Origin of the sequence: Christensenella sp. (assembly GCF_034927525.1) — a bacterium.
Classification (GTDB): domain Bacteria; phylum Bacillota; class Clostridia; order Christensenellales; family Christensenellaceae; genus Christensenella.
Genome location: NZ_JAYFPU010000010.1, coordinates 25661 through 42789, shown reverse-complemented (window position 1 = coordinate 42789; position 17129 = coordinate 25661). Strand labels below are relative to the sequence as shown.

Below are 17129 nucleotides of genomic sequence, written 5' to 3'. Positions count from 1 at the left end.
GTTTTTCGCCGTTTTCCTTGCAAAACAGCATAAAATGCTGCTATAATATCTTAATGATGAAAAACGGGTGCTGACGGCATTTTGATACCCCGAAAGCCGTACAGACAAACCCTGTGTTTCATTAAATTTATACTGAGTAGGGTATTCATATATATGAAACTCGAGCGGAGGTAACTATGAAAACAAAAACACGGACACTGACCCTCACGGCGATCCTGGTCGCCATCACACTGCTTTTCGGCTTCACGCCCATCGGCTATATCCAAACGCCGTTTGGGATCGTGATCACGCTGATGTGTCTGCCCGTTATTGTGGGCACGCTGACGCTGGGATGGAAAGCTGGACTGTCGCTGGCAGCGCTGTTTGCGCTCACCAGCATTGCAAAGATACCGACGGATGTATTCGGGCCGACGCTTCTGGCGTATAACCCCGCGATGCTTATGGTCAACATCATCGTGCCGCGGTTGCTCATCCCGTTTGTCGTGGCGTTCGTGTATAAGGCGATGCGTACCCAAAAAGAGGCTGTCAACATCGGTGTTGCGGCTGTCGCGGGTTCGCTGACCAATACAGTACTGTATCTTGGCTTCCTGTACGCATTCTTTTCATCGGTTGTGGCAGGGAGCGTTATTCTATCCGTGGCGCTTCTCAATGGTATCATCGAGGCGGTCGTGGCGGCGCTGCTGTGCGCGCCCATCGTGCGTGCTTTAAAAAAGTCGGTTCCGGCTCTGGGGAGCCTTACGCCGCTTGAGAAAAAGAAGGAGACAACGTAAGCAATGATCTTTGCACTGGATGTAGGCAATACAAATATAAAATGTGGTATGTTTGAAGATAGCGTACTCATCCACTCGTTCCGTATGGCGACGGATATCGAGGCGACGTCCGACCAGTTCGGGATACGTATGATCGATTTTTTCCGTTACTTGGGGCATGTGCCGCGGGATATCGACGGGGTGATCATCTCCTCCGTTATTCCGTCCATCAACTATACACTTGATCATATGGTGCGTGAATATTTCGAAAAAAAGCCGATGTTTGTTGGACCGGGCATAAAAACGGGTATTAATATCAAGTATGATAACCCCAAGGAGCTGGGAACGGACAGGATCGTAAACGCTGTCGGCGCTTACGAGTTGTTTGGCGGGCCGGTAATCACCATCGATTTTGGTACGGCGACGAGTTTTGGTGCGATTTCTGAAAATGGCGATTTCCTCGGCGGGGCGATCTGTCCGGGCATCAAGATCACATCCGAGGCGCTCACCATAAACACGGCAAGATTACCGCGTATCGAGCTGATGCGACCGGATAAGATCATCAACAAATCGACGGTCACAGCCATGCAGGCGGGCATCATATACGGATATGTAGGACAGGTGCAGTACATCGTCGGAAAGATGAAAGCCGAGATGGGCGGCGCAAAGGTCGTGGCGACAGGAGGCTTTTCAGAGCTGATCGCTGCGGAAACGGATTGCATCGACGAAATCATACCAACGCTTACGCTGATTGGTTTGAATAAGATTTATATGAAGAATTGCTGACAAGGAGTAGAAGCGATGAAAGAGGTAAAGGTTGCGATCCTCGGTATGGGGACGGTCGGCGGCGGGATTTATCAGCTGATCGAAAAAGAGCAAAAAAACATTGAACATAAAGAAGGGATCCGTCTTGAGGTCAAAAAGACGCTGGCCTTAAATTATGCAGTCGATGTGCCGGAGGAAAAAAAGGCCAAGGATATCGACGAGATCATAAATGACCCACAGATCACGGTGGTCGCGGAAGTCATGGGCGGGCAGCACCCGTCAAAAGAATTCATTATTGCGGCGCTTGAGAGTGGTAAGACGGTTGTGTCGGCAAATAAGGACATGATCTCGCAAAACTGGCCGGAGCTGGAAGCGGCAGCAAAGAAGGGCAATGCAGGCTTTTATTTTGAAGCGGCCGTGGGCGGCGGTATTCCCATCCTGCGCGCGCTGCAGGATTCGATGCAGGCAAACAGCATAGACAGTATTTACGGCATTGTGAATGGTACGACAAACTATATCCTGACAAAAATGGACGACGAGGGGCGCGACTTTGACGACGTGCTCAAAGAAGCGCAGGCGCTTGGATATGCGGAAGCAAACCCGACAAGCGACGTAGAAGGCTACGACGCGCGTTATAAGCTCTCCATTCTGGCGTCGATGGCGTTTCACGCACGTGTTCCCGTCGATAAGATTTATTGCGAGGGGATTACAAAGATTACGAAGCTGGATATCGAGATCGGGCGCGAGCTTGGTTATGTGGTCAAGCTTCTGGCGATTGGCAAGAAGGCGGCGGACGGCACGATAGAGGTACGCGTACATCCCACGATGATCCTAAAAGATCACGCGCTTGCAAACATTAAAGGCTCTTTCAACGCGATCTTCATCAATGGAAGCGCCGTTGGCGAAATGATGTGGTACGGCAAAGGCGCGGGAGATTTTCCGACAGCCAGCGCGCTCGTTTCGGATATGGTATATTCCACTCACCACGAGCCCAAATATGCGACGTTTGAAAATACGTACGAAGCGGATCAGGTGCGTTTCAACGACGACTGGATCACAGAATATTTCATCCGTACGAATGTGGAAGACAAACCGGGCGTACTAGCAAAGATCGCCGGCATATTGGGCAAGCATGATGTGAGCATCGAAAGCGTGATCCAGAAAGGCGCAAAAGAGGGTGAGAAAGCAGCACCGCTTATCTTAGTAACGCACAAGGCACATGAGAAGGATTTAAACAAGGCGATCGAGGAGATCAAACAACTGGATGCGGTCATAGATGTACCAAGCTGTATCCGTGTTGAAAAATAATCGAATTTAAACGGAGGAAAGAAAAAATGGTAAGGAAAGAACTCATTCATAAGACTTTGGAAAAATGTTGTGACGGTAATGGAGTGGCAAATATCGCTTACTGGCTCTCCGATGAAGAAAACAGCCCGAATTTGAATATGGTGGCGACGCTTTCGATCGCGCCGGGAGATTCCGTAGGAGACCACGTCCACACGGGCGAGGCGGAGCTTTATTTCATCCAGAAGGGTGAGGGAGAATATCATGACAATGGTAAGACCTATACGGTTGTTCCGGGCGACGTGGTGATGTGCTATGACGGAGATTCCCACGGGATCATCAGCACGGGTAGCGAAGACCTTGTATTTCACGCGGTGATCGTCGCCAGCTGAATCGCACAGCGAAAAAATGACTAAAACGACAAGGCGCAGGGAAGTGCGCGAAAACTTTTGCGGTGGGCAGGGGACGGCAGTCCTCGAGCACTGGCTGAGCGACGGGCAACTGTGTCCGCACCTGCGCAAGGCGGCGACGCTGATCCTTGATGCAGGCGTAACGATGGGCACACATGCGCACGAGAGCGAAGCTGAGGTATATCTTGTGTGGCAGGGGTACGGGGAATATGTGGATGACGGTAAGACCGTAAACGTAGGCCCGGGAGATGTGATGGTATGCGGTGACAAACAGTCGCATAGCCTCAAAAATACAGGGAAAGAGCCGCTCGTGATCCATGAAGTGATCATTACCCACTCAAGTAAAAAGGAGACCCAATTATGACATGGCTATGGATATTGATCGGAGTCGTTGCAGCGATTATTGTGATCATTGTGATCTGGTATATCGTATCCTACAACAACTTCATCAAAATGAAGAACAGCATCGAAGAGGCGTTTGCCACCATCGATGTATACCTGAAAAAAAGATTTGACCTGATCCCTAATCTGGTGGAAACGGTCAAAGGATATGCGGAGCACGAAAAAGGGACGCTCGAACAGGTGACTGCGGCGCGTACCAATGTCGCGAATTCCACTACAACCGAGGAACGGCTACAGAACGAGAATATCCTCACGGGTACTTTGCGGAGCCTGTTTGCGGTTGCGGAGGCATATCCTGACTTAAAAGCAAACACCAATTTTTTGGATTTGCAGAACCAGCTGAATATGGTGGAAACGGATATCGCGAACGCGCGTAAATACTATAACGCGAACGTGAGGATGTTTAACACCAAGCTGGAAACGTTCCCCACGAACCTGATTGCGCGCAAATTCAAATTCACGAAACAGCCTATGTTTGAAGTGGAAAATGAGACGGAGCGCGAAAACGTAAAAGTACAGTTCTAAACAGATGAAACGGGGACTGGTATATGCTGTCCCCGTTTTTGCTTTGCAAGAAAAATGGAGAGTAATATGATGAAAAAATGGATTGTCCTGTTTGCGGTCGTACTGGCGATGCTCATCCCGTCATTTGCGTCTGCAGCGGATACGAATCTGGAAATTTTGGATTATAGCAGGGAAATCACTGTCAGGGAAAACAACGTGTATGAAATACGCGATACGATGACGGTAGATTTTATCGCGCAGGGGCAGCATGGACTGCGGGTAGATATCCCGACCCGCAGCGAAGTGGTGCGCATTTCGAACGGACAGAAATATACCAATACGTATAATCTGAAAGTCACGGATATTTATGCGGACGGACAATTCGATACGGAAAAAGAAGGGGATATGATTTCGCTTTATATCGGCGATCCGGACGAGACGGTTTCCGGTGTCCATACCTATGAATATGGCTATACGATGGATGCGGGGGACGACGGCACGACCGCATTCGATGAATTTTATTTCAACCTGATCGATTCCAAGTGGGCGGCGCCTATCAACCACTTTTCCTTCACGATCCATATGCCCAAGGAATTTGACGCGTCCAAGGTCGGTTTTACGACGGGGCAGAAGGGCAATACAGGGTACAATCAGGACGCGGTGAAGTATAAAGTAGACGGCACCACGATTTCGGGAGAGATCACGCAGACGGTAGCGCCGTATGAGAGCTTCACCATTCGCCTCGAGCTGCCGCAGGGATATTATGTAGGAGTAAGAACTGCTGCGGACGGCATCATGCCGTGTATCTATGCTTCGATCGCGATCTTTGCGCTTGTGCTTGTTTTGGTATTCACATCAGGGAAGCGTAAAAAAGAGATCCGCACGGTGGAGTTCAATCCGCCGGAAGGGATGAACTCGGCTGACGTGGGCTTCATCATCGACGGGAGCGTAGAAAGCAGGGATGTGGTTTCCTTGCTCATTTACTGGGCAGATCAGGGAAATATTTCGATCATCCAGGAGGATGAAAAGAAGCTGGCTTTTGAGAAATTGCAGGAATTGCCGGCAACGGCAAACGATTACGAACACATTCTGTTTGATAAGATGTTTGAGGCGGGGAACAAAATCAGTATTACGGATATGCAGTATAAATTCTCGGCGACTGTTACCGCGGCTTCGGCGCGCATCAAAGACAAATACCAGATGCCGGAGAACAGGGTATTTACAAAAAAATCCCTTGGCCTGACGCAGCTTGTGTCCTTGCTTGCGCCACTGCCCGCTGCGATCATGCTGGGAAGCGCGACCTATGCGGAATCGTTTGAACTTTTGCTAGGGATTCTCACGGGTGTGATCGCATGGGTGGTCGGCTGGGCTCTGACTTCTATGCTGTGCTCCAATATGCACAGGCTGAAATCAGAAAAGCTGGCGACAAAAACATCATTGATGATAGGTTGTGTAATAGGGCTGTTGATCTACTTTGCCTTTGTATTTTTGCTCAGCCTCGAGCTGTTCGGTCTTTGGCTGATCGTGCCTGCGGGATGTTCGCTTGTGATGATGCTCCTTGCGCCAACGCTTCGGCGGCGCACCGAAAAGGGCGCACAATGGGCGGGGCGCATTCTCGGGCTAAAGCATTTTATTGAGACGGTGGAGGCGGAAAAGCTAAAAATGCTGGTGGAAAGTGACCCACAGTATTTTTACCACATCCTGCCGTATGCCTATGTGCTGGGGGTAACGGACAAGTGGGCTAAGCAGTTTGAGAGCATCGCGGTCGAGCCGCCAAGCTGGTATTATGGCTATAACGGTTCGTTATTTACAACGATCTGGTTTGCGAGTATGCTCAACAATTCGCTTTATTATACCCAGCAGCAAATGGTGATGACGCAAAATTCCGGAGGCAGCGGCTTTGGCGGAGGGATCGGTGGCGGCGGCGGCTTCGGCGGCGGCGGATTTTCCGGCGGGGGAATCGGCGGCGGTGGCGGTGGTTCGTGGTAAATAGAAAGATTAAAAATAAAACCCATTGGTTGACCAATGGGTTTTTTAATGGACAAAAAAGATGAAATCTAGTAGGCTAAAAGAGAGTCGGCAGTGTCAAGATCCGTGATCAGCACGTTGATCCACTGACCGACCAGAGCGGCATGTATGATGGGAAGCTTCTGTTCTCCCATAGCAAAGCCAATCATCTCACGCGCATTTTTGCGCGTTTTGCGAATATCGCCGGCAATCAGTTTTTCATGTGTGATGTGCTGTATCAGCTCACCATCTTTGTTGAGAAAATGCAGGGCAAAGTCTCCGACTACGCCCATGTCTTCCAACTCGCGAAACTCGCTCCTGGTGATATATTCTCCGTCGCGCAGAACCTTGGAGTGCTTTAGGGAACCCATTGCAACGATCGCAATATCGACATTTTCCGTTTTTGTGATGATGTCGCGTGTGGCAGGGTCGTTCATGATCAGCTCGCGCTCCTGCTTGCCCACAACAAGGGCGGGCGTATGCAGTAGGCGGTATTTTCCATTTAAGGCGGTCGCAAGATTGGCGGCAAGGCGGTTGCTCAGGATGTCGGCGTCGGTGCCGATGCCACCCACAAGGGGGATCACCGTGACATCCGGAAAATTGACCGGGTAATTCTGGTCGAACATCGCAGCGAGCGTCGAACCCCACGCAGTACCGATATAGTCATTTGGTTTCAATATGGAAATCAAGTAATGGGCAGCGGCGCGCGCACACTGTGTGAGCGTTTGCGAACGGTCTGCGCTGCGGATCACTTTTGCATTTTTTAAATGGAATTTTTCGATCAGTTTTTGTTCGACCTCGGCAATGCCTGCGGAGGTAGTCGCAACATCGATCTTTACGATCCCCGAATCTTCCGCACGCTTCAACAATTTTGAGACCCACGGGCGCGAAACGCCCAGCCGTTCGGCAACGTCTTTTTGATGTAAATGATATACATAATATAATTCGGCGGCCAGCGTTACTTTTTCCATGATGTCCGCACCTGAAAATTCAATTTTATTGGAAGACGTTACGTCGTTCATACCCTACCTCAATTTTTTCTTATTATAACATATATTCACAAGTGCCACAATTGGTATTCTTTTCCAAAAAACACGGGAAAAGTAGAGGGGATATGTGAACATAGGATGTTACTTATGTGCTATATAATAACATAAGTAATTGGTAAAGAAAAGCATTGTTTTTGATATATGATAGTAAAACGAAGAAATGTTAAGAAAAAAAGAGAAAAAACAGTATTAAATAAATTTAAAACAAAATTTTAATCTATTAAAATAGAATTTAAGTATTGTAATCCTTTAAAAAAAATATATACTAAAGATAAGCAACTAAGTAACCAAAAGGCACACATGTAACAAGCCGATTGTGCGACAACAGTAACGTGTGTAAAAAACGCACAGTTTTTCAAAATTCAGTATCAGTAAAATATCGTTGGACAATGAATGCCCCGGACGCTATAAACGGTCTTAACTTGCATTGAGGTGGAAAGTGATAGGTAACAAAAAGGCAGCGATCGCATCTGTATATTCTTTGATGTTTGCCTGTGCGGCGGTGCTTGTTATCATCAGTCCGATGCTGGATGAGATCGGAAGCGAATTTTCCCTTACTACGATAGAAATGGGCATGCTGATAGCCTTCCAGTTCATCGGTTTTACGATCTTCACGATCTTGGGCGGGATCATCGCCGACAAGGTGAGTAAAAAAGCGGTTTTGAGCGTTGCGGTGATCGCAAATTGCATTTTGCTTTTTCTGTTTGCCACAGTACAGAGCTTTTCGGAGGTGCTGACGCTCTTGTTCTTCATTGGCGGGGGAACGGGCATCATGGAAAGTATGTCGACCTCTATGGCGGCGGATTTGAACCCTTTAAAAAGGACATTCCATATCAACTTTATTCAAGCGATCTTTGGGGTGGGAGCCTTGATGATGCCGCTTATTACCGGATCGGCGCTTGCAGCCGGCGTATCGTGGAGAAGCATCTATATCGGTGTGGGCATCCTTTATGCGGCGGTAGCGATCTTGTTCTTGCTGGTGAAGGTGCCACAGCCGGAGCAGGCAGGAACGATATCCTTTAAAAGCGTAAGGAGCCTGCTGAAAAACAAGTACTTCGTGATGACCTGTATCTGTTTGTTCTGTTATACGGGTGCGGAGGTAGGCGTGTGGGGGTGGATGTCCACCTTCACCAAAGAGACGATGCACTTTGACGTCTTTGCGTCCAACCTGACAGTAGGCCTTTTCTGGGGAATGATGATCCTGTCGCGTACGCTGTTGTCCTTTGCATCTTCTAAGTGGAGCGCACGTAAAATAGCGATCGTGCTTGCGGCACTCTCCATTCCGGCAACACTCATGGTGGCGATGGCAGCCAGCGAGCCGATGGTGTGGGTATCGATCATCATGATTGGGATATTCTATTCGGCACAATACCCAATGATTTTAGCACATGGAACACAGGACTTAAAGGATTCGACGGGCACGGTGTTCGCGATCGCATTTGCATCGGGCGGGGTAGGGATGTCCGTTGCTCCGTACCTGATGGGCGTGATTGGGGAAGCGGCAGGTTCAAGGGCTTCGCTGCTGCTGCCGGCGGTATTGTTCGGGGTCATCGTACTCGTGCAGGCGGTATTTTACCGGTCGAAAAAACACATGGGAGGGCAGACCATTGCATCAGAGTGAACCAGCCGTAGGAACAGTATTTGATTTGCAGCGTTATTCGATCCATGACGGGAGCGGGATACGTACGATCGTCTTTTTGAAGGGTTGCCCGCTTGTGTGCAGATGGTGCGCAAACCCGGAATCGCAAAAACGGGAACGGGAAATGATGATATCCCGAGGCAAGTGTATTGCGTGCGGGACTTGTGAGGCGGTATGCGCGGAAGATGCGATCAGTATTGGACAAGACGGCATCAGCTATCGTAAAGAAAAATGCGATTATTGCGGTGCGTGTATCGCAAACTGCCGGGCGCAGGGGCTTAAGATTGCGGGAAGCGAGAAGAGCGTCAGCGAGGTCATGGATGAGATTATAAAGGATGAAATTTTCTATATTACTTCAGGGGGAGGGCTTACAGTAAGCGGCGGAGAGCCGCTCTATCAACACAAATTTTTATTGGAACTCTTAAAAGCGGCACAGGAAAGGGGGATACATACGGCAATCGAAACATGCGGCGTTTGTGAGCCGGAAGTCTTTAGAAGGGTGCTCGGGTATGTTGACTTGCTTTTGATGGACTTAAAGCATACGGACAATGAGAAGCACAGGACATGGACAGGCGGAGGAAACGATGCAATTTTGAAAAACTGGGAGTGGGCGGCAAAAAACAAGAAACACATCGTTTGCAGGGTGCCTGTGATCCCCGGTTTTAATGACACGGAGGAAGAAATAAAAGACATTGCAAGGTTTATTTCCGGCATTGGGATAGCAGAGATACACCTGCTGCCATACCATAATCTGGGGGAGAGCAAATATATCGCGCTCGGGAGGCAATATGGTATGCACGATGTAAAGAAGCCGGAAGAAAATGCAATGCGCTCGCTCAGTAAGGCTGCTGCACAATATGTGGATAGTGTGCAGATCGGCGGCTGACAGGCTGGGCGCAGGAGAAGGGGAAAGACCTGCTTGAAAAGACCTGGACAGGGCGAAACGGATCGTCGGACACAGGGCAAATAATTGTTTGACAGGAAGGTTGGATTTATGAATACAAGTAAAGTGGAGAGAGTGCCATTGGCGCAGAAAGCATCCAAAACAAGCATGTTTAAAGGAAATACATTTTTCCTGATCATCGCCGTCGTCGCCATATTGATCGTCGGTGCGATATTAACGGATAGCTTTGTGGATGCGTTCAACTTATCCAGACTGATGCGGCAGATGGGCATTATGGGGTTGATGGCAGTCGGTATGACATACGTCATCATCGGCGGAAACGGAGGCATCGATCTATCGGTTGGTTCTACCTTCGGCATCGCGGCTATGATATCCATCACCATGCAGTATACGGAAGTACAAAACACAGGCGGCGCGCCGTATCCGGGCGTTGAGTCGCCAGTGATACTGATTTTGCTGGCGTGCGCGGCAGCGGGCGTCATTATGGGGCTGATCAACGGCTTTGGCGTAGCGCAGCTCAAGCTATCGCCGTTCATTATGACATTGGCGATGCTCAATATCGGGCGTGGGATCGTGCTTGTTTACAGCAACGGATTCCAGTTCGTAGGCGTTCGTGAGGACTTTAAAAGCGTGGCAAGCGGGTTTGTCGCAGACGTGATACCCTATACCATCATCATTTTTGCGGCGGTGGTCTTGGTATCGTATTTTGTGCTGCACAAAAGCGCCTATGGACGCAAGCTGTTCGCTGTGGGCGCAAACATCAACGCAGCGTCGATATCCGGCGTAAAAACAAAGAAAATCCAGATATCTACATATATTATTTCCGGCGTATGCGCGGCGGTCGCGGGAATGCTGTTCACGTCGTTCACGATGTCGGCAGACCCATACGCGGGCAACGGGTACGAGCTTGACGCGATCAGCGCGGTACTGATCGGCGGAACGCCCATGGCAGGCGGGCAGGGAACGGTGATCGGGACAGTTATGGGGCTGTTGTTCATTACGCTGATCAAAAACCTGCTGACACAGCTCAACATCAACTCCTATATCCAGCAGGTCATTACCGCGTTGCTGATCATGGCGGTGGTATTGATCCAGCAGCGTCAGCTGGCAAATATGGAAAAGAGGGTATGAGCATGGAAAACAACATTGTATTGGAAGTCAAAAACATTACAAAAGAATTTCCCGGCGTAAAAGCCCTCGACAACGTCAGCATGGCGCTGAACAAAGGAGAGGTGCACGCGCTTTTAGGCATGAACGGATCGGGCAAGAGCACGCTTCTTAAGATCATCACGGGCGTATATCAGGCGGACGAGGGAAAAGTGTTCGTAGACGGACAGGAAATGCATTTTGACAGAGTCCTCGAGAGCCGTCACGCAGGCATCAGCATGGTATTTCAGGAGCTGTCTTTGGTACCCGGGCTGACCGTGGCGGAAAACATCTTTATGGGACATATGCCGCAGAAAAATAAGCTGATCAGCTATAAGGAAACGAACAGGCTAGCAAAGGAGCTGCTCACAAGGCTCAACCTTGACATCGATCCTTGCGAAACGGTGGAAAACCTGACGGTGGCACAAAAGCAGATGGTAGAGATTGCAAAAGCGCTTTCTATCGATACAAAGGTGCTGCTGCTTGACGAACCGTCCGCGGTTTTGACGCAGACGGAAACCAAGAGTTTGTTTGAGATTATCGATTCTATCAAAAAGAGCGGCATCACTGTCGTCTATATCTCGCACAGGTTAGAGGAGGTCTTTGAGATCGCGGATACGGTTACCGTTCTAAAAGACGGTGTGCACATCGCGACGCGTCCGATGCAGGGACTCGATTCCGCGGAGCTAATCCGTATGATGATCGGCCGCAGCATGGACAATATGTTCCCCGAGCTGCAGTACAAAAAGACGGACGAGGTCGTGATGAAGGTCGACAGCCTGAGCAACTACAGACTAAAGGATATCTCGTTTAAGCTTCACAAGGGCGAGATGCTGGGCATCTACGGCGTTGTAGGCAGCGGACAGCGGGAGTTTGCGGAAGCGCTTTTCGGTGTGGATACCAAGGATATGCAGATCGAGGGATATGAGATCAATGGAAAACCTGTCAAGGTGAATACCCCGGTGGACGCGGTGAACCTCGGGCTTGCATATATACCGGAGGAAAGAAAACACGACGGCCTGATGCTGCGTCTGAGTGTGAAAAACAATATTTCTATTCCGTTTATCGACAGACTTTCTAACCCGATCAAGCTGGTCGAACGAAAGAAAGAAAAGAAGGTGGTCGGCAAGCTGATCGAAAAGCTGAGCATCAAGACGCCGTCACCCAATGTTCTTGTCAACAACCTATCGGGCGGTAACCAGCAGAAGGTCGTCATTGCAAAATGGCTGGGGCGTGAATCGAACATATTTATCTGTTTTGAACCGACACGCGGCATCGACGTGGAAGCGAAGATGCAGGTCTATGAGGCATTGGAGGAGCTGCGCAGGGGCGGTGATTCTATCATCATCGTATCTTCCGAGTTGACAGAGGTGCTCGGGATGAGCGACAGACTGTATATCATGCGCAAGGGACGCTTCTTAGCGGAGATCAACCGCAGCGAATTCAACGAAGAACGTATTCTGGCAAACGCTGCAGGAGTGGAGGTTTAACATGAAGAGTTTAGTGAAAAACTATCCCGGCATGATCGTGTTCATATTCGTGTTCGTGCTTGGAATATTCGTATCGCCGTCGTTCTTTACCTTAAACAACGTTGCAGACATCCTGCAGCAGACGGCACAAAACGGACTGCTCGCGGCAGGTATGACGCTTGTCATCATCGGCGGGGGCGGAGGCGTTGACCTGTCGGTCGGCTCTAACGTTGCGCTTGGATGTATGGTGGCGGCGATGACGCAGGCCTATGCGGGCTTCCCCACGATCGCTTCCGTATTGCTCGCGGTGGTGGTATGTGCCGCTCTTGGCGCGGGCAACGGGCTGCTGATCACCAAGGGGCATTTACAACCCTTTGTTGCAACGCTGGTCACCATGATGGGAGGCCGCGCCGCGGCATTGCTCATCAACAGCGGACGTCCGGTCAGCTCGGGTATCCCGGAGGCGTTTGGTGCGATCAGCAATACAAAGATCGGCCCGTTCTTCCTGCCTATGTTCATATGGATCATCGCAATCATATTGATCCATATCCTGCTGACGCGAACGAAATACGGACGAGACCTGATTGCCTCGGGCGGCAATGAGGAAGCGGCAAAATATACGGGCATCAACGTAAGCAAGGTACGTTTTCTGGCATATACGATCACCGGCGTCCTTGCGGGCATCTGCGGCGCGCTGCTGTGCAGCAAGTTAAAGATCGGCGAGCCGAGGTCGGGCGAGGGCTATGAGATGCTGGCGATCGCGGCAGTCGTGATGGGCGGCACGTCTATGGACGGCGGACGCGGGAGCGCTCTCGGAACGATGTTCGGCGTGCTGGCACTGGGCGTTATCGCAAACCTGCTCAATGTGGCGAACGTCAACATGTACCTGCAAAAGGTCGTGGAGGGACTGATCGTGTTCGTATCGGTACTGGTACCGGTGATCACGCAGTACTTCAATGAAAGGGCGGCAAGGAAGCACGCCATGGAACGGCTCTAAACAATCAAGTTTTCTACAGGCGAAAGCCTGAATAAAGAAGAAAAAACAGGAGGGAAAACAATGAAAAAAGGGATTATGATCTTGGTAGCTGTACTGCTCGTCGCTGTTCTGGCGGTAGGGTGCGGCGCACCGGCAGCTCCGGCTGCTTCTGAGTCGGCATCAGCTGCGGCTACACAGGAAGCTGCTCCGGCGGAAACAAAAGAGGCTTCGCAGGCTCCGGCTGAGTCGGCATCGGCTCCGGCTGCTGCGGCTGGCGATGTTTCGAGCGAATGGTCGGGACTGCCGGCTGACACGACCCCCATCGATTTTGGCCTCAATGCTGACGAAGTTAAGGCTGGCAACTACACGATCGGTTTTGCGCAGTGCGTAATGGATCATCCGTACAGACTGGATATGGTCGACAGGGCACAGAAATGGTGCGACGAGAACGGCGTAAAGATGGTCATGATGGACGGGGAAGGTGAGCCTTCCAAGGAAGTGTCCAACATCGAAAGCCTGATCGCGCAGAAGGTCGATGCGATCGTGATCAGCTCTCATGGCGGTATCGCGATCTCTCCCGCTTTGCAGCAGGCTGCTGAAGCGAATATCCCGGTCGTACTGATCGACGGCGGCAAACCGTTCGACGACTGGACATATCTCACATGGATGTCCACAGACGACTGGCAGCTCGGCACGATGGCCGGTGAAATGATCGCCAAAGACCTGGGCGGCGAAGGAAAGATCATCCAGCTTGAGGGTACGTCCGGTTCTTCGTGCACGACGGGAAGAAAAGGCGGCGCTGAAGAAGTATTTGCAAAGAACCCGGGTATCGAAATGGTTGCAGACCAGGATTGCAACTGGCTGAGGAACAACGCGATTGACACAGTGACGAACGCGCTGCAGGCGAACCCCGACGTGAAAGCGGTTTATGCGCACAACGACGAGATGGCTCTCGGGGCAATCGAAGCGATCGAAAAAGCGGGAAAAGAGCCGGGTAAGGACATCCTGGTATACTCCGCAGGCGACTATCAGCAGACAGCATTTGACGCGATCAAAGCAGGCAAAATGCAGCTGACACAGATCTACATGAACAACGGCGACTATGCTTGCCAGGCAGCGATCGCAAGCCTGATGGGCAAAGACATTCCGCAGAAGATCAACCTCGGAACAGAGCAGGCGACACAGGAGAATGTCGACACACGTACGGAAATGTATTAAGAACGAACACAACTAACATAAGGGAAAAGGCGGCTGCGTATATGGCGCAGCCGCGGCCTCCCTTAGAACGCCACGTAGGATGGGATTTCTACAAATAAGGAGACTTTATCATGGCAGACGTAGGCAGTTATCAATTGAATTTTAAGAAGAATATCACTCCCAGAGTGGAGAAGCTATATCAGAACGCGATAGACGCGACAGCCTCCGTTTGCGTGGAGCGCGCGCGTTATTTTACGCAGAGCTGGAAGCAGACAGAGGGGCAGCCGGCTGAGATCCGCCGCGCGAAGGCGATCGCAAACGTTCTTGCAAAGATGTCCATTTATATTTTAGACGGAGAACTGATAGTTGGGAATGTGGCCACAAAACCGAGAGCGTCGGTCGTGGATCCGGAATATTCGACGACTATTTTAAATAAAGAATTTCAAGACCCGCAAAAGAATCCGGTAGACAGGCCGTACGACAGGCACGAGATGTCTGACGCGGTGAGAAAAGAGTTGATGGAAGACATCTTCCCTTACTGGGCGGATAAGACCATCGAATATTATGTGATGCGGGAGTTGCCCGAGGAATGTATCAATGCGGCGATCCCCTCCGAAGCGAAGGTACACACGATCCCGCCGGGGACGGAGATACATCTGCGTCACGGAGCGGGACATTTGAATGTCAATTATAAAAAATTCATCGAACGCGGCGCTCGCTCGATCATTGACGAAGCAAAAGAACGCATGGCGGCGCTTGGCGCCGGTGAGCAGGAAAAGAAAAGCTTTTACGACGCGATCGTCATTATTTATGAAGCGGTGATCGCTTTTGCGCACAGGTACGCAGAACTTGCGCAGGAGCAGGCGGAACAAACGGACGACCCGATGCGCAAAAAAGAGCTTATGGAGATCGCGGATATATGCACAAGGATACCGGAATATCCCGCACAGTCACTGCGCGAGGCGATGCAGTCGTTCTGGTTTGCACAGATCGTATTGTTTGGCATCGAGCAGGACGATACGGCAATATCGCCGGGGCGCGTGGATCAATACTTCTATCCTTATTATAAAGCGGACAGGGAAGCGGGACGTATGACGGATGGAGAGGTGCAGGAGCTGATCGAGCTGCTGTTCATCAAATTCTCGCATATGAGCGTGCTTTGGGATTATACGACGGCGCGGTATTACGCGGGATTTTCGCTGACGCAGACGATCATGGTCGGCGGCGTGGACGCGGACGGCATCGACGCAACGAACGAGCTGACGTATATGTTTTTGGAGGCCGAAGCGCAGGTGCCGCTTTATCAGCCGGAATTTGCGGCACGCATCCATAAAAATTCGCCCTTTGAATATTTGAAAAAGCTTGCGGAGGTCAGTAAGTTAGGGCACGGCAAGCCGAAGATGTTTATGGACGAGGTGGGGATTCCGGCTATGCTCAAACGGGGCGCAACCCTAGAAGAAGCACGGGATTTCTGCATCGTGGGATGTGTCGAGCCTTCTACCTCGGGAAATTGCTGCGGGTGGACAAACGCGGTGCAGTTCAACGTGGCAAAGTGCTTGGAGCTTGCCTTAAACGGCGGCGTATGTCTGGTGACGGGAGAACAGATCGGCCCGAAAACGCAGGAGCCGGAAACGTTTGAGAGCATGGAACAGGTAATAGAAGCGTTCCGGCAGCAGCTTGCGTATTTTGTGGGACAGGCAACGACGGCGATCAGCACATACATCAAGTATCATGGAAAGCTGGGACCCAACACGTTTACCTCGTCGCTGCTTGACGGGTGCATGGAAAGCGGGCTGGATATGACGCGCGGCGGCTGTAAGTATAAAGCGGTCGGTGTGAACGGCGTTGCCTTGCCGGACACGGGAGACGCTTTGGCGGCGATCGACCAGGCGGTGTTTGGGGACAAGTTTTGCACGATGCCGCAGCTGATCGATGCGCTGCGCAAGGATTTTGAAGGGTATGACGATTTGCGGCACCAGCTTTTGTACAGCGTGCCCAAATACGGAAACGATATCGATTTTGTAGACAATTATGTCAGAAAAGCCGGCCGGATATGGTGCAAGGAAGTGGAAAAGCACGAAGGGCCGCACGGCGAAAAATATTGGCCGGGTGAATTTACTGTATCCTCCAATGTTCCTCATGGTCTTGCGACAGGCGCGTTGCCGTCCGGCAGGAAGTTGGGAGAACCGCTTGCGAACGGCGGTATCTCTGCGACGAACGGTTCGGACGTCAACGGGCCGACATCGCTGATCAAATCGGCGGCAAAGGTGGACAGTGTGAGCGCGTGCAACGGGACGCTGCTCAATATGCGCTTCTCGCCTTCCGTTCTTAAGGAGGACAGGGATATCGCAAAATTTGCGAATTTCCTGCGGGCGTACTGCCTCGCGGGCGGTTACCACATCCAGTTCAACGTGGTGAGCAGCGACCTTTTGAAAAAGGCGCAGAAAACGCCTGAGAAATACAAAAACCTGCTCATACGTGTGGCAGGATACAGCGCATATTTCACTGAACTGAGCCGAGAGGTACAGGACGACCTCATTGAGCGCACGGTATATGACGAAGTATAAAAAATATATGATATAGCAGCAATGGGCGGCGCTGCCGGCAACCGGCAGAGTGCTCAGGCAG

Annotated in this window: 15 protein-coding genes; 14 read left to right on the top strand and 1 reads right to left on the bottom strand. The window is 50.8% G+C overall.

Annotated elements, in window-relative coordinates; genetic code table 11:
• Nucleotides 1–176: 176 nt before the first annotated feature.
• The 7 genes from VB081_RS00445 (at nucleotide 177) to VB081_RS00415 (ending at nucleotide 6103) form a co-directional block, all read left to right on the top strand.
• A complete protein-coding gene (locus VB081_RS00445; protein ID WP_323398899.1) occupies nucleotides 177–770 on the top strand; it encodes an ECF transporter S component in 594 nt (197 codons plus the stop codon).
• A gap of 3 nt (nucleotides 771–773) precedes the next feature.
• Nucleotides 774–1535 (top strand): type III pantothenate kinase, encoded by a 762-nt coding sequence (locus tag VB081_RS00440; RefSeq protein ID WP_323398898.1) that lies wholly within the window; start codon nucleotides 774–776, stop codon nucleotides 1533–1535.
• 15 nt (nucleotides 1536–1550) lie between these two features.
• On the top strand, nucleotides 1551–2822 hold the full coding sequence (locus tag VB081_RS00435) for a homoserine dehydrogenase (RefSeq protein ID WP_323398897.1): 1272 nt from the start codon (nucleotides 1551–1553) through the stop codon (nucleotides 2820–2822).
• 26 nt (nucleotides 2823–2848) lie between these two features.
• Nucleotides 2849–3190 carry a cupin domain-containing protein gene (locus VB081_RS00430; RefSeq protein ID WP_323398896.1) on the top strand — a complete coding sequence of 114 codons (342 nt, stop codon included), beginning with the start codon at nucleotides 2849–2851 and terminating at the stop codon, nucleotides 3188–3190.
• Between the two features lie 16 nt (nucleotides 3191–3206).
• A complete protein-coding gene (locus VB081_RS00425) occupies nucleotides 3207–3572 on the top strand; it encodes a cupin domain-containing protein (RefSeq protein WP_323398895.1) in 366 nt (121 codons plus the stop codon).
• Nucleotides 3569–4135 carry a LemA family protein gene (locus VB081_RS00420; RefSeq protein ID WP_323398894.1) on the top strand — a complete coding sequence of 189 codons (567 nt, stop codon included), beginning with the start codon at nucleotides 3569–3571 and terminating at the stop codon, nucleotides 4133–4135. Before VB081_RS00425 ends, VB081_RS00420 begins: the two co-directional genes overlap by 4 nt.
• Nucleotides 4136–4201: 66 nt before the next feature.
• The gene (locus VB081_RS00415; protein ID WP_323398893.1) at nucleotides 4202–6103 is read left to right on the top strand and encodes a DUF2207 domain-containing protein; all 1902 of its coding nucleotides are present in this window, start codon (nucleotides 4202–4204) and stop codon (nucleotides 6101–6103) included.
• 68 nt (nucleotides 6104–6171) lie between these two features.
• Here VB081_RS00415 and VB081_RS00410 read toward each other — a convergent pair whose 3' ends face one another.
• A complete protein-coding gene (locus VB081_RS00410) occupies nucleotides 6172–7143 on the bottom strand; it encodes a sugar-binding transcriptional regulator (RefSeq protein ID WP_323398892.1) in 972 nt (323 codons plus the stop codon).
• Between the two features lie 466 nt (nucleotides 7144–7609).
• On the opposite strand from VB081_RS00410, the gene VB081_RS00405 reads away from it, so the two are divergent.
• The 7 genes from VB081_RS00405 to VB081_RS00375 all read left to right on the top strand — a co-directional run bounded on the left by VB081_RS00405 (nucleotide 7610) and on the right by VB081_RS00375 (nucleotide 17068).
• On the top strand, nucleotides 7610–8791 hold the full coding sequence (locus VB081_RS00405; RefSeq protein WP_323398891.1) for an MFS transporter: 1182 nt from the start codon (nucleotides 7610–7612) through the stop codon (nucleotides 8789–8791).
• Entirely contained in the window at nucleotides 8778–9695 is a 918-nt protein-coding gene (locus tag VB081_RS00400; protein ID WP_323398890.1) for a glycyl-radical enzyme activating protein, read from the top strand. Before VB081_RS00405 ends, VB081_RS00400 begins: the two co-directional genes overlap by 14 nt.
• 108 nt (nucleotides 9696–9803) lie before the next feature.
• Entirely contained in the window at nucleotides 9804–10844 is a 1041-nt protein-coding gene (locus VB081_RS00395; protein ID WP_323398889.1) for an ABC transporter permease, read from the top strand.
• Nucleotides 10845–10846: 2 nt separating this feature from the next.
• Complete coding sequence (locus tag VB081_RS00390; protein ID WP_323398888.1) at nucleotides 10847–12349, top strand: sugar ABC transporter ATP-binding protein; 1503 nt, start codon at nucleotides 10847–10849, stop codon at nucleotides 12347–12349.
• A 1-nt stretch (nucleotide 12350) separates the two neighbouring features.
• Nucleotides 12351–13325, top strand: coding sequence for an ABC transporter permease (locus VB081_RS00385; protein WP_323398887.1), 975 nt, complete (start codon nucleotides 12351–12353; stop codon nucleotides 13323–13325).
• A gap of 60 nt (nucleotides 13326–13385) precedes the next feature.
• Nucleotides 13386–14522, top strand: coding sequence for a substrate-binding domain-containing protein (locus VB081_RS00380; RefSeq protein WP_323398886.1), 1137 nt, complete (start codon nucleotides 13386–13388; stop codon nucleotides 14520–14522).
• Between the two features lie 110 nt (nucleotides 14523–14632).
• Nucleotides 14633–17068: a glycyl radical protein gene (locus VB081_RS00375; protein ID WP_323398885.1), complete on the top strand. Its 2436-nt coding sequence runs from the start codon at nucleotides 14633–14635 to the stop codon at nucleotides 17066–17068.
• The last annotated feature ends 61 nt before the right edge of the window (nucleotides 17069–17129 follow it).

Coding starts and splice junctions, on each gene's coding strand:
- VB081_RS00445 (WP_323398899.1), top strand. CDS start 177: ATGAAAACAAAAACACGGACACTGACCCTCACGGCGATCCTGGTCGCC.
- VB081_RS00440 (WP_323398898.1), top strand. CDS start 774: ATGATCTTTGCACTGGATGTAGGCAATACAAATATAAAATGTGGTATG.
- VB081_RS00435 (WP_323398897.1), top strand. CDS start 1,551: ATGAAAGAGGTAAAGGTTGCGATCCTCGGTATGGGGACGGTCGGCGGC.
- VB081_RS00430 (WP_323398896.1), top strand. CDS start 2,849: ATGGTAAGGAAAGAACTCATTCATAAGACTTTGGAAAAATGTTGTGAC.
- VB081_RS00425 (WP_323398895.1), top strand. CDS start 3,207: ATGACTAAAACGACAAGGCGCAGGGAAGTGCGCGAAAACTTTTGCGGT.
- VB081_RS00420 (WP_323398894.1), top strand. CDS start 3,569: ATGACATGGCTATGGATATTGATCGGAGTCGTTGCAGCGATTATTGTG.
- VB081_RS00415 (WP_323398893.1), top strand. CDS start 4,202: ATGATGAAAAAATGGATTGTCCTGTTTGCGGTCGTACTGGCGATGCTC.
- VB081_RS00410 (WP_323398892.1), bottom strand. CDS start 7,143: ATGAACGACGTAACGTCTTCCAATAAAATTGAATTTTCAGGTGCGGAC.
- VB081_RS00395 (WP_323398889.1), top strand. CDS start 9,804: ATGAATACAAGTAAAGTGGAGAGAGTGCCATTGGCGCAGAAAGCATCC.
- VB081_RS00390 (WP_323398888.1), top strand. CDS start 10,847: ATGGAAAACAACATTGTATTGGAAGTCAAAAACATTACAAAAGAATTT.
- VB081_RS00385 (WP_323398887.1), top strand. CDS start 12,351: ATGAAGAGTTTAGTGAAAAACTATCCCGGCATGATCGTGTTCATATTC.
- VB081_RS00380 (WP_323398886.1), top strand. CDS start 13,386: ATGAAAAAAGGGATTATGATCTTGGTAGCTGTACTGCTCGTCGCTGTT.
- VB081_RS00375 (WP_323398885.1), top strand. CDS start 14,633: ATGGCAGACGTAGGCAGTTATCAATTGAATTTTAAGAAGAATATCACT.